The organism is Halomonas sp. PA16-9, from assembly GCF_009728585.1.
Taxonomy (GTDB): Bacteria; Pseudomonadota; Gammaproteobacteria; order Pseudomonadales; family Halomonadaceae; genus Vreelandella; species Vreelandella titanicae.
Genome location: NZ_CP040452.1, coordinates 958,564 through 970,236 on the forward strand (window position 1 = coordinate 958,564; position 11,673 = coordinate 970,236).

13 protein-coding genes are annotated in these 11,673 nt (G+C 58.1%); 5 read left to right on the forward strand and 8 right to left on the reverse strand.

The features are described 5' to 3' along the window. Window positions 1–31: 31 nt before the first annotated feature. From FDY98_RS20760 to FDY98_RS28735, 4 genes are all read right to left on the reverse strand, one after another. Window positions 32–334, reverse strand: a complete 303-nt coding sequence (locus tag FDY98_RS20760) for an urease subunit gamma (protein WP_022521353.1) — start codon at window positions 332–334, stop codon at window positions 32–34. Between the two features lie 37 nt (window positions 335–371). Continuing rightward, window positions 372–1,256: an urease accessory protein UreD gene (locus FDY98_RS20765; protein WP_009286154.1), complete on the reverse strand. Its 885-nt coding sequence runs from the start codon at window positions 1,254–1,256 to the stop codon at window positions 372–374. A 227-nt stretch (window positions 1,257–1,483) separates the two neighbouring features. Beyond that, complete coding sequence (locus tag FDY98_RS28730) at window positions 1,484–2,149, reverse strand: GGDEF domain-containing protein (protein WP_340146911.1); 666 nt, start codon at window positions 2,147–2,149, stop codon at window positions 1,484–1,486. Beyond that, window positions 2,083–2,844 (reverse strand): protoglobin domain-containing protein, encoded by a 762-nt coding sequence (locus FDY98_RS28735; RefSeq protein WP_340146912.1) that lies wholly within the window; start codon window positions 2,842–2,844, stop codon window positions 2,083–2,085. The genes FDY98_RS28730 and FDY98_RS28735 overlap by 67 nt, the downstream gene beginning before the upstream one ends. Window positions 2,845–3,255: 411 nt before the next feature. Between FDY98_RS28735 and FDY98_RS20775 the strand changes: the two genes are divergently transcribed. From FDY98_RS20775 to FDY98_RS28745, 5 genes are read left to right on the forward strand one after another with little or no spacing between them, the layout of a single operon-like run. Beyond that, window positions 3,256–4,224, forward strand: a complete 969-nt coding sequence (locus FDY98_RS20775) for a metal ABC transporter solute-binding protein, Zn/Mn family (protein ID WP_027957897.1) — start codon at window positions 3,256–3,258, stop codon at window positions 4,222–4,224. A gap of 23 nt (window positions 4,225–4,247) precedes the next feature. Continuing rightward, entirely contained in the window at window positions 4,248–5,030 is a 783-nt protein-coding gene (locus FDY98_RS20780; RefSeq protein ID WP_035539239.1) for a metal ABC transporter ATP-binding protein, read from the forward strand. A 3-nt stretch (window positions 5,031–5,033) separates the two neighbouring features. Further along, entirely contained in the window at window positions 5,034–6,140 is a 1,107-nt protein-coding gene (locus FDY98_RS20785) for a metal ABC transporter permease (protein ID WP_035539242.1), read from the forward strand. Further along, window positions 6,137–6,592 carry a metal ABC transporter permease gene (locus FDY98_RS28740; RefSeq protein ID WP_340146913.1) on the forward strand — a complete coding sequence of 152 codons (456 nt, stop codon included), beginning with the start codon at window positions 6,137–6,139 and terminating at the stop codon, window positions 6,590–6,592. Before FDY98_RS20785 ends, FDY98_RS28740 begins: the two co-directional genes overlap by 4 nt. Beyond that, the gene (locus FDY98_RS28745) at window positions 6,589–7,056 is read left to right on the forward strand and encodes a metal ABC transporter permease (RefSeq protein ID WP_340146914.1); all 468 of its coding nucleotides are present in this window, start codon (window positions 6,589–6,591) and stop codon (window positions 7,054–7,056) included. Before FDY98_RS28740 ends, FDY98_RS28745 begins: the two co-directional genes overlap by 4 nt. Window positions 7,057–7,153: 97 nt before the next feature. Here FDY98_RS28745 and urtE read toward each other — a convergent pair whose 3' ends face one another. Genes urtE through urtB form a run of 4 tightly spaced genes read right to left on the reverse strand, consistent with a single transcriptional unit; the run spans window position 7,154 to window position 11,489 of the window. Next, window positions 7,154–7,861, reverse strand: a complete 708-nt coding sequence (urtE, locus tag FDY98_RS20795; RefSeq protein ID WP_027957898.1) for an urea ABC transporter ATP-binding subunit UrtE — start codon at window positions 7,859–7,861, stop codon at window positions 7,154–7,156. Beyond that, window positions 7,861–8,697: an urea ABC transporter ATP-binding protein UrtD gene (gene urtD / locus FDY98_RS20800; protein WP_027957899.1), complete on the reverse strand. Its 837-nt coding sequence runs from the start codon at window positions 8,695–8,697 to the stop codon at window positions 7,861–7,863. The genes urtE and urtD overlap by 1 nt, the downstream gene beginning before the upstream one ends. After that, window positions 8,694–9,866: an urea ABC transporter permease subunit UrtC gene (gene urtC / locus FDY98_RS20805; protein WP_027957900.1), complete on the reverse strand. Its 1,173-nt coding sequence runs from the start codon at window positions 9,864–9,866 to the stop codon at window positions 8,694–8,696. The genes urtD and urtC overlap by 4 nt, the downstream gene beginning before the upstream one ends. 3 nt (window positions 9,867–9,869) lie before the next feature. Then, complete coding sequence (urtB, locus tag FDY98_RS20810) at window positions 9,870–11,489, reverse strand: urea ABC transporter permease subunit UrtB (protein ID WP_027957901.1); 1,620 nt, start codon at window positions 11,487–11,489, stop codon at window positions 9,870–9,872. Window positions 11,490–11,673 lie beyond the last annotated feature (184 nt).

The window sequence follows — 11,673 nt, forward strand, 5'->3', positions numbered from 1 at the left end:
TATTCACCCCTAACCATTCACTTCTCACCCCTCACACAATAGGCGTATGGACAGTGACCAGCTTGGTGCCGTCGGGGAAAGTGGCTTCCACCTGCACTTCGTCGACCATCTCGGCGACACCATCCATCACATCCTCACGGCTAAGGATCTCGCGGCCATAGCTCATTAAGTCCGCCACACTGCGGCCATCCCGGGCGCCTTCCATAATCTCGAAGCTGATCAGCGCCACCGCTTCCGGGTAATTGAGTTTTAAACCACGCGCCTTGCGGCGCTCCGCCAATTGGGCGGCTGAGAACAGCAGCAGCTTGTCTTTGTCTCTTGGGGTTAATTCCATGGAATGTGTCTCCAGCAGTGCATCGCAGTGATGCTAATTAGGTTAGCCAAATTCGTGGTGTATGTGCTTCACGCTCGATCCAGCGGGGGCGCAGCAGTTGCCAAGCCTGTTCGCATAACGCCCAGGCTTCGTTACGCGAGTTGCCTAAATAGCGCAGCAGCAAAACACCGTGGCGGACGGTGACCGCCCAGCGCGGGTTATCCGGCAGCGCTTCACGCAAGGCTTCAATGGCAGCAGGCGCGTCGGCAATCCCCACTGCCCAGAGCGTGGCCTGCACCGTGGCACCGCCCTGCCCCCAGCGCCCGGCAAAGCGTGGGTGTAGTGGGTCTAGCGGTTGGCGCTCTAGCCACAGCGGTTTGCCATCCAGGGTTAAGCGGAAGTGCTGCTCAATACGCCCGGAAACATAGGGTAAGTCGCTGGCCGGGCGGCCCAGTGCCATCACTTCCCAGCCCAGGCAACGGGCGCTGCCGTGAAGGTCAATTTGGGTGCGCTGTTCACCCTTGGAACCATCAAAGGCGATGGTCTCCTGGGGCAGCCACTCCAGAGTCGCGCCATCTTCAACGCTCAACCGGGTATGCTGCGTCCATGCCACGCCCTGGCTGTCGGCTTTATAGAGTTTATTGGCAGCCGGAGTCGTCAGCAGCGCATGGGCACCGCTCTCTACATGGGCACTAATGGTAAGCGCATCGCCGCTGACTAACCCGCCCGGCGGGTGAAGCACATAAACATGACAAGCCTCACTACGCCCTTCGGGATAGAAAGGGCGCTGCACCCGCAGTGGTCCCTGATGACGCGCCTGCACCATGCGAGTAGCACTGCCCCGATGAGCGAAGGTGAGTGCTAACGAAGCTGCCCAATGGCGGCCTGCATCGAAGCGGTGGCCAGAGGCAATGTGTGGTTTGGCGAGTTCGCACAGGATCATGGGTTGCTACCGCTTCCTTTTCACTAAGCCTTTGACATAGGTAAGCAATTAATGCGCCAAAATGGTGAAAAGCCCTGCTGTGCGGTCAATGGTAGGGATGAACGGCGGTGACTGGCAGTGCCACGCATCTAGGCGCACCAAAACAGCACCACATCAGACCTCAAATGCACCAAATAAATGCACTCACTACTTGCTTAGTGCTCAGCCTGCACTCACTCTTCACACCATTACTGCACAACGACCCGGTCACGCCCGCCGCGCTTCGCTTCATAAAGGGCCTGATCAGCACGCTGCAGGGAGTGGTGATAGTCTGGGTGACCATCGTGAAGCGTTACACCCACGCTAATCGTCACGTTAAGCAGCGTATCGGCACCGGCGAGCATCGGCTCCTTAGCCACCGATTGGCGTAAACGCTCAGCAAATAACCGGCTGCCGTCATGGTCAGTATTGACCAGCACAATCAAAAACTCCTCGCCGCCCATGCGAAACACGTAATCCCCCCCACGGGTGGAGCGATCAAGGATGCTCGCCACCTGCTGCAGCACGTTGTCGCCGGCGTCGTGCCCATGGGTATCGTTGATCGATTTGAAGTGATCGATATCTACCATCAACAGCGCAAAGCAGTGCTCCGAGTGGCGGGCAATGTCTATTTCGCGACTAAGCACCACTGACAAAAACTTGCGGTTGAGCAACCGGGTTAAGCTGTCGCGCCCTGCATCCAAACCGGAGGCGCGCTCTAATACATTGTCGAGCAGCATCAACACCGTACGGGCGGCATCACGAATCTCGCCCAGCGCCTTAAGTCGCTGGCTAGCATCTTCATGCATCAGCACTTCCAGCCACTCACGATCCACTTGCTGAATATGGCGTGAAATAGTGGCAATCTCCGGCACGCCCTCGAACGCATGCACGCTTTATGGAAGTACCACAGACCAAAATCGGAATTGGATAACCGCGGCAGCGTGGCGATATCCTGCTGGGCAGCTATGGCAAACATCAGCGCATTCTCCCAATTCAACAACGCCGAACGCTGGCGTTCACGCTCGTCGCCAATGCTCTGGGTGAGTGAAAACAGCTTGTACGCCTCTTCAGTGCGCGCATTACGGTCACTGGCCACCGAGTAGGCGTGGCTCATGATTTCCATGGCCATATCAATATGGTCGGAGACGTACACCGAGGCATCCCCCGGCGATAGCGGGCTTTTGAACGTGGCGTTGATCTGTTGATAAAACACCTGCTTAAGCTGCCGCGCTCCGCTTAGCACCAGGTTGACCGGAATATCGATGCGGGCATGCACCTGCCCCACTTTTTCCTGCTGCTCAACCAGGGACTCAAAATCGGCGTGCTCAACGGCAAACATGGCCTTCAGCCAGCGCTGCATTGAGGGGTGTAAACGCTGCTCCACTTGATCGTTGGAGAGAAACAGCGAAGCATGCGGGTCTTCCAACATCACCCGGTAAAAGTGGTCAGCAAAGCTTTGCCCGTGGTGCTCTACCAACGTCTCGACTGCTTGCCGCAACGGTTTGGGCGTGCGCTCCAGAAGCGCTTGCCACTCGGCGGCGAGCTGATGTTTATCTTTATAGCGCATACCCCACCTGCTTCTTATTGATCAACAGCCAATATTACACGCCAAGCATTTTCGTCAACCGAACACAGAGCAGGGTTTTAGCGAATAAGCCCACAAGCGGCTCGCATGGCGGCGCGGCAGCGGTGCTTCGCCATACTATAGGGCCAATCGGTAAGCGAGTGACGCTCCAAAACATAACCAAGGCCTGTTGATGCCTTACCTGGCGTAGAGGTACGTGAGTAGCGCACCTTGCGCTTACTCCCGCCATAACTCAGGCTCCCCTTTTCAGCCCACCTCAGCGCCTTTTATCCGCTTGACATTTCATGAATAGCGCCACAAACTTAGCCAAGGCTATACTTCTTTCCTCGGGACAATCAGTTTACACAAAGCAATTTCAGCCCATCTACCTCATGACGAGTCTGGAGCTAAATAATGGCAACAAAATATGCCGTGATTCTATTGGGAACGCTGCCTTTTAGTGCGTTGGCAACTGCCGATGAAACGCCCTTAAACGTGGTGGCAACGATTGGGATGATTGCCGATGTAGCGCAGGAAGTAGGCGGCGAATGCGTTAATGTGGAAGCCATGATGGGCCCCGGCGTAGACCCCCACCTGTATCAGGCAAGCGCTAGCGACGTGGCCTTGCTGCGGGGCGCCGAACACATTCTCTATTCAGGCTACTCATTGGAAGGACAGCTGGGGAGCGTGCTGGAGAATTTCTCGGCACGAACACCCACGCTTGCCGTGGCGCCCGCTTCCATTGATCCGGCGTCGTTGATCACCGCTCAGGATGTCTACGGAGTCGACCCTCACCTGTGGATGGATGTCTCTTTATGGGCCCAAACACTGCCCACCCTAAGCGATGCATTGAGCGAAGCACGCCCTGAGTGCGCCACGTCGATTGAAACCAATACCGAGCGTTATCAGGCTCAGTTGCTAGCCCTGCATGAGTGGGTTAAAGAGAGCATTGCCAGCATCCCCGAAGAGCAGCGTATTCTTGTCACCGCCCACGACGCTTTCAGCTACTTTGGTCGTGCCTATGACATTGAGGTGGAAGGGATTCAGGGCATCAGTACCGAAACCGAAACTGGGATCGCCGATATTCGCAGCATGGCGGATAGCGTTGTTGCCCGTAACGTGCCCGCCATATTTGTCGAGAGCACCATCAACCCGCGCACCATTCAGGCAGTGATCGATGCCGCAAGGCAGCAAGGCCATGATGTGACCATCGGCGGCCAGCTTTATTCCGACGCCATGGGCGATGAAGGCACGGTAGATGGTACCTATATGGGCATGATCTACCGTAACACCCAGCACATTGTCGAGGCGCTAGGCGGTTCGCTGGCCCCGCTGCCAAAGGCACTGGATGACTGGGCCAGCGAGTGGCAACTCGCTCAATAAGCATTCGATAAGGCAGTGCATCCATGGCGATATTCAACCCTACAGACACCGCACTGAGCATTAAAAACCTGACGGTGAGCTACTATAACCAGCCCGTGCTATGGGATATCGATCTGGATATCCCCGCCGGTGTCATGGCGGGCATTGTCGGCCCTAACGGGGCGGGCAAGAGTACGTTGATCAAAAGCCTGCTTGGGCTGGTGCCGTCGTTGTCGGGAGAGGTGATGGTGCATGGACGGCCCTACGCCACACAGCGTAAACGGGTGGGCTACGTGCCCCAGCGCTCAAGCGTTGACTGGGATTTTCCCACCACGGCGCTGGATGTGGTCACCATGGGGCTTTACGGGCGCTTGGGCTGGCTCAAGAGACCGGGTCGCAAAGAGCGCCATGAAGCGCAGGAAGCACTTGAAATGGTCGGTATGAGCGCCTTCGCTGAACGACAGATTAGCCAGCTTTCTGGTGGCCAGCAGCAGCGCGTGTTTCTGGCTCGCGCGCTGGTGCAGCAGGCCGATGTGTATTTTCTTGATGAACCCATGGCTGGCGTCGATGCCACCACCGAGCGGGCCATTATCGATATCCTGCGCCACCTGCGCGACGCGGGCAAAACGCTGATTGTGGTACACCACGATCTGCAAACGGTTCGCACCTACTTTGACTGGCTACTGCTACTCAACGTGCGAGTCATCGCCAGCGGCAAGGCCGAGGAGGTGTTCAAGATCGATCACCTGCGCCAGGCTTACGGCGGCCAAATCGCGCTACTTAACGACAATGAATCGTTAATGTTTGCCGCCTCAAAGGTGAAGTAACCCATGGTGTGGCTTGAGCTTTTATCTGACTACACCTTTCAGAATGTAGTCATTGGCGCCTCGCTGCTGGGGCTGATCAGCGGCCCGCTGGGCTGTTTTGCGGTGCTGCGTCGCCAAAGCCTGCTGGGAGACGCAATTTCCCACGCAGCCCTTCCCGGCATCTGTTTAAGCTTTATCATCACCGGCAGCCGGGATATTGGCGGGATTATTATTGGTTCACTGATCACCGGCTCCGCCGCCGCGCTGATTATGCTGATGCTGACGCGCTTAAGCCGCCTGAAAACGGACGCAGCCCTGGGCACCTGCCTCAGTATCTTTTTTGCCGTGGGTATCGTTCTGCTCACCTATATCCAGAGTACCAATAACGCCTCCCAGGGCGGTCTTGAGGCCTTTCTTTTCGGCCAGGCCGCCGCGACGCTGCGCTCCGATTTATGGGTGATGGGCAGCATTACGCTGGTCACACTGCTGCTGCTTGCCGTCTTCTGGAAACAGGCCAAGCTGGTCACCTTTGATGCGGAGTACGCCCGCACGCTCGGCATGCCTATCACCGTGATTGAAGCATCGCTCACCGCTATGGTTGCGCTAGCAGTCGTCGTCGGCCTGCAGATGGTCGGTGTGATTTTGATGGCCGCCATGATCGTGGCACCCGCGGCCGCCGCCCGACAGTGGAGCCGCCACCTAGGCGGCATGCTCACCATCGCCGCAGGCGTCGGTATTGTCAGTGGTGTTTCAGGGGCAACCATCAGCACCCTATCGCGTGGCCTGGCAACCGGCCCGCTGATTGTCCTTACCGCAACCGCCATCGTGCTTATATCGTTGGCATTGGCGCCCGGCCGTGGCCTGCTGTGGGGTGTGATAAAGCACTATCGCCAGAAGTCAGCGCTGCAGAAACAGCAGCTACTTTATGCGCTATATAAACACTCGGCCGATCCCTCATGCGCCCCCTCAACACTCGGTTCACGCAGGATGCTCAACAAGCTTAAGCAGCAAGGCTACCTAATCCGCTCTCCACGCGGTGCCACCCCAAGCGACGACGGCTGGGGGCTAACGGCACAGGGCCAGGCGGAGGCTAGAAGAGTGGTCGCGGCCTTTGAGGAATTAGCATCATGATGGCAGAGCTACTGACCACAACTGCCCTGCCCATTATGCTAGTGGGCGCGATGGTAGGCATCGCCTCCTCGGCGGTGGGCACCTTTTTAGTGCTGCGCGGCAACAGCATGTTATCCGACGCAATCAGCCATTCGATTGTGTTTGGCATCGTCATCGTCTGGCTGCTGACCAAGCAACAGAGCGGGCCGGTACAACTGATCGGGGCCGCCCTCACTGGGCTGTTAACCGTCCTGCTCACCGAAGCCTTAGCGAGCACCAAACGGGTCAAGCAGGATACCGCTATCGGCCTGGTCTTCCCGGCTCTGTTCTCTATCGGCGTGCTGCTGTTGAATATTTATGCCAATGATGTGCATATCGACACGCATACCGTGCTGCTCGGTGAGATCGGTTTTGTCTGGCTGGATACACTCGACATCTTCGGCCTGCCCATCCCCAGGCGCTGGTATCGATGAGCGTGATGACGGTGCTCAACTACGCGTTTATCGGACTCTTTTATAAGGAGCTGAAGCTGGCCACCTTCGATCCGGCGCTGGCCAAAACGTTCGGCTTTATGCCCTCGATTCTTTTCTATGTGCTGCTAATGCTAACTAGTTCCACTGCCGTGGCGGCCTTTGATGCGGTAGGCGCGGTGCTGTTTATCGCCTTTGCCATTGTTCCCGCCTCCGCCGCCTATTTGCTGACCGACCGGCTGTGGATGATGTTTATCATCGGTGCGCTAATTTCTATCGCCTCGAGTATTTCTGGCTACTACCTCGCAGTGTATCTCAACGTCTCCATTGGCGGCATGATGGCCGTCATGACCGGCGTATTCCTGATGCTCGCCTTTCTGGCAGGGCCACGCTACGGCGTGATTACCCAACTGGTCAAACGCCAACGGGCACGCCAGGCGCCGGTGGAACCGCCGCCCAGCGTTTGAAGCCCAGCTTTTGGAAACACCGCTCATCCGCGCGCAAAAAAGCGACCGCCTTTCGACAACCGCTTGGCCGGGCAGACGGTAACCGGGTGTGGATAACTTAAACCGTCAGATGCTGCTTGATCAGCTCATTGGAGAGCTCGCTGATCTCACCTTTGGCCACCGGTCGGCCGCGATCCATGATCACAAAGCGGTCGGCGTATTTACGGGCAAAGGGCAGCTTCTGCTCTACCAGTAGCACCGTTAGGCCATCTTCGTTGATCAACTGGCGAATCACCTGGCCAATCTGGGCGACGATATTGGGCTGAATGCCCTCCCCTGGCTCGTCCAAAATCAGTAGTTTGGGTTCGATGACCAGTGCGCGGCCAATCGCCAGCTGCTGCTGTTGCCCGCCGGAGAGATCGCCGCCACGGCGGTGTTTCATCTCTTTTAGCACTGGGAACAGTTCATAGACCCGCTCTGGGATTTTCTTCAGCCCGTCACTGCGGGCGGCAAGGCCGGTGCGCAGGTTCTCCTCTACGGTCAGCAGCGGAAATATCTGCCGCCCTTGGGGCACGTAGCCAATTCCCAACCGCGAGCGCGCCTCAACGGCTTTTTTAGTCAGCTCGATCTCGCCGGTCTCGGAGGTGTAGCGCAGCTCGCCACTTTTGACGGCCACTTCGCCCATCACGGCTTTCAGCAGCGTGGTTTTACCCACGCCGTTGCGTCCCATCACGCAGGTACACTGACCGGCGGGTACCTCAAGATCGAGATCCCAGAGGGTGTGGCTTTCGCCGTAAAACTGGTTGAGCTTTTCGATCGCTAGCATCAGGCGGCCTCCTCGTCATCGGCACCCAGGTAGACCTCGATTACTTTGGGGTCGTTGGAGACTTGATCCATGGTGCCTTCCGCCAGCACGCTGCCCTGATGCAAGACCGTCACCTGGCGGGCAATCGAACGCACAAAGCCCATGTCATGCTCGACCACCAACACGGACTGTTTACCGGCCAGCCCGGTGAGCAACTCGGCAGTGCGCTCCATCTCCTGCTCGGTCATGCCCGCCACCGGTTCATCCACAAGCAGTAGACGCGGGCGCTGCATCAGCAGCATGCCGATCTCCAGCCACTGCTTCTGGCCGTGGGAAAGAATACCCGCGGGCTGGTGACGCAGCTCCGTCAGGCCGATGGTTTCCAGTACTTCATCAATGCGGTCTTTGATCTCGCCGGTCATGCGGGCGGTCAGGGTAGGAAAAATCCGCTTGTCCGCCGCCATGGCCAGCTCCAGATTTTCAAACACCGAGAGCGCTTCGAATACCGTGGGTTTTTGAAACTTGCGGCCAATGCCCAGGCTGGCAATATCGGGCTCGTTCATGTGCAGCAGGTTATGGCGGCTCCCGAACCATACGCTGCCGCTGGTGGGGCGGGTTTTGCCGGTGATGATATCCATCATGGTGGTTTTGCCCGCCCCGTTGGGGCCGATAATGCAGCGCAGCTCACCGTCGTTGATGGTTAGGTTGAGGTTATTGATGGCTTTAAAGCCATCGAAGCTCACGGTGACATCTTCCATGTAAAGTATCGGCCCATGGCGAACGTCCACCGGCGAGGCTTGGGGCGCCATAAAATCGAACACCCGGTCACGCTGGGACAGCGATTGCAGCAAACTCATGCGGAGGCCTCCTTGGACGTGTGTGGATGGTCAGGATCAGTCGTTTGATCCTCGCGTTTACGGCGTTTGAGGTAGCGAAACAGCCCCGCCACACCCTTGGGCAGAAACACCGTGACCAGTACGAACATTGCACCCAGGGCAAACAGCCAGGCATCGGGCATTACGCCAGTAAAGATGGTTTTGGCGTAGTTGACCAGAATGGCGCCTATCACCGCGCCATACAGCGTGGCACGACCGCCCAGCGCTACCCACAGCACAATCTCGATGGAGAAAATCGGCGAGAATTCGCTGGGGTTAATGATTCCCACCTGAGGAACATAGAGCGCGCCCGCCAGACCTGCGAGCATCGCCGAGACCACAAACACAAACAGCTGAAAGCGCTCGACCCGGTAGCCGAGAAATCGCGTACGCGCTTCGGCGTCGCGGGTGGCCACGCTCACCCGCCCCAACTTGCTGGTCACAATCGCACGGCACAGGATATACCCCAGCGCCAGCGCAACGCCGGTGGCCAGGAACAACCCTAGGCGCGTGGCATCGCTGCGCAGGTCAAAACCGACGATTTCGCGGAAGTCAGTCAGGCCGTTATTACCGCCGAAGCCCATCTCGTTGCGGAAGAACGCCAGCATCAAGGCAAAGGTCAGTGCCTGGGTGATAATCGACAGATATACCCCGGTGACCCGTGAGCGAAACGCCAAGAAGCCGAACACTAACGCCAGCAGCCCCGGCGCCAGCAGAACCATGGCAAAGGCGAACCAAGCCATATCGAAACCGTGCCAGAACCACGGCAGGCTGTCCCAGTTCAGGAACACCATAAAGTCGGGCAGCACCGGGTGGCCGTAGGTACCGCGATCGCCAATCTGGCGCATCAGGTACATGCCCATGGCGTAACCGCCAATGGCGAAAAAGGCGCCATGCCCCAGGCTTAAAATGCCCAGATAGCCCCACACCAAGTCCACCGCAACGGCCAGCAGTGCGTAACTCAGGTACTTGCCAAACAGGTTGACCGTATAGGCGCCCACATGCAGCGGGTTATCCGGCGGCACTGCCACGTGCAGGAGGGTGACCAGCGCCAGCGCGGCCAGTAGCACGCCGAGAAAAATCTGCGTAGAACGCTCGCTGAATGGGCGTGTTAGCCAAAAATTCGTCGATGATTCGGTCGTTAAAGACATCGCTTAGCCCTCCGCAGCCCGGCCCTTCTGCGGGAAGAGTCCACGCGGGCGTTTCTGAATGAATAGGATGATAAACACCAGCACGATAATTTTGGCCAATACCGCGCCTGCCCAGGGTTCCAGCACCTGGTTGATCACCCCCAGCGATAAGCCAGCAACCAGAGTGCCCCATAGATTACCCACACCGCCGAACACCACCACCATGAAGGAGTCGATGATGTAGTTCTGCCCCAGGTTAGGGCCGACGTTGGTGAGCTGGGAGAGCGCGACACCGGCAAGCCCGGCCACACCCGAACCTAGCGCAAAGGTCATGATATCCACGCGAGTGGCGCGAATGCCCATGGAGCGGGCCATGGCGCGGTTCTGGGTCACGGCGCGCACCTCAAGCCCCAACCGGGTGCGGCGCATGATCAGCATCAGACCCGCAAATACCACCAGCGCAAAGCCGAGCACGTACATGCGATTAAGCGTTAATGACAACGCATCATTCACCACTAGCGAACCACTCATCCACTCGGGGGTGATGACGGTACGGTTAAGCGGTGAAATCACCGTGCGCACCAGCTGCTGCAGAATCAGGCTGATACCAAAGGTCGCCAGCAGCGTCTCCAGCGGGCGGCCTTTGAGGAACTGGATAACACCGCGCTCGATCGCCACACCCGCCAGAGCAGCGACCATAAAGCCCGCGGGAATCGATAGAATCAACGCCAGCCCAGGCTGGCCGGGCAGCAGTTGCTGCATCGCCCAGGTGGTGTAGGCGCCCAGCATCATCAGCTCGCCGTGGGCCATGTTGATCACGCCCATGACCCCGAAGGTGATCGCCAGGCCAATAGCAGCTAGCACCAGCACTGAGCCGAGGCTCAAGCCGAAATAGAGCGTTTCCAGACCACGATTGATTTTGAGCTGCTGCTCAATGCCCGCCAGAGAAGCGGCAGCGGCATTGGCGACGACGGGATCATCGCTATTGGCTGCCCGGCTCAATGCCACGCGGGAACGGGGGTGTAGGCTGCCGTCCAGCGCTTCGACCCCAGCCATTTCGCCCGCTTCGGCGCGGTAGATCGCCACGGCCTGGGTCAGCCGGTAACGCACCTGCTCGTCCTCTTCCTGTTCGATCAAGTCGTCGAGAGTGGGCACCAGCTCACCATCTACTTCCCCTAACAGGCGCTCGGCCGAGGTGCGGCGGCGCTCCACATTAGGCGAGTAAAGGTCAACTACCGCGATGGCACTGCGCAACTGATTACGCAGGTTGTTGTTGATGCCGATACGCTCCAGATCACGACGGGACATCTCGCCCAGCGCTTCGCCAGTTAGGACATCGGCCACCGGCCAGTCGCGGCCGCGGTTCTCTAGCACCAGCACGAACCGGCCGTCTTCGGTGCGCTGCAAGCGGCCATCCAACAGCGCTTGCAGCCAGTCACGGGCGCGCTCGTCGTCGCTTTGCAGAATAGCGGTAATCGCTTCGCCTTTGGCGGCGTAAGACTCAACGTCCAGCGCCTCCAACAGTTCGAGCGCGGCCGCATCATTAGTGGAGCTACTGGCGGCGTCTGTTGATTGTGCCTGTGCTGTGAGGGTCATACCCAACAGCAGGAAGCAGAGCAGCGCCAAGGAAAGGAAACGCCTCATGGGGTTCTTCCTTTGGTTATCTAAGAGGGTAACTGAATATATCGGTGCCAGTGCAGGTTTCCGCGAGGGCGCTGTAAACCCATCCATGGGCGCTACTTTTTCCATCCCTGGAAAAAGACCCTCGCATCAACCTGCCCTAGCACCAGCGAGCAGGCAGTTTTAAAAGAAGTCATTCCCACTGCGG

What these genes read in the sequence shown, in the direction of transcription:
- FDY98_RS20785 (WP_035539242.1), top strand. Translation starts at nt 5,034, where the DNA reads ATGGTGTGGCTTGAGCTTTTATCTGACTACACCTTTCAGAATGTAGTC.
- FDY98_RS20780 (WP_035539239.1), top strand. Translation starts at nt 4,248, where the DNA reads ATGGCGATATTCAACCCTACAGACACCGCACTGAGCATTAAAAACCTG.
- urtC (WP_027957900.1), bottom strand. Translation starts at nt 9,866, where the DNA reads ATGTCTTTAACGACCGAATCATCGACGAATTTTTGGCTAACACGCCCA.
- urtE (WP_027957898.1), bottom strand. Translation starts at nt 7,861, where the DNA reads ATGCTAGCGATCGAAAAGCTCAACCAGTTTTACGGCGAAAGCCACACC.
- FDY98_RS28745 (WP_340146914.1), top strand. Translation starts at nt 6,589, where the DNA reads ATGAGCGTGATGACGGTGCTCAACTACGCGTTTATCGGACTCTTTTAT.
- FDY98_RS20775 (WP_027957897.1), top strand. Translation starts at nt 3,256, where the DNA reads ATGGCAACAAAATATGCCGTGATTCTATTGGGAACGCTGCCTTTTAGT.
- FDY98_RS28740 (WP_340146913.1), top strand. Translation starts at nt 6,137, where the DNA reads ATGATGGCAGAGCTACTGACCACAACTGCCCTGCCCATTATGCTAGTG.
- FDY98_RS20765 (WP_009286154.1), bottom strand. Translation starts at nt 1,256, where the DNA reads ATGATCCTGTGCGAACTCGCCAAACCACACATTGCCTCTGGCCACCGC.
- urtB (WP_027957901.1), bottom strand. Translation starts at nt 11,489, where the DNA reads ATGAGGCGTTTCCTTTCCTTGGCGCTGCTCTGCTTCCTGCTGTTGGGT.
- FDY98_RS28735 (WP_340146912.1), bottom strand. Translation starts at nt 2,844, where the DNA reads ATGCGCTATAAAGATAAACATCAGCTCGCCGCCGAGTGGCAAGCGCTT.
- urtD (WP_027957899.1), bottom strand. Translation starts at nt 8,697, where the DNA reads ATGAGTTTGCTGCAATCGCTGTCCCAGCGTGACCGGGTGTTCGATTTT.
- FDY98_RS20760 (WP_022521353.1), bottom strand. Translation starts at nt 334, where the DNA reads ATGGAATTAACCCCAAGAGACAAAGACAAGCTGCTGCTGTTCTCAGCC.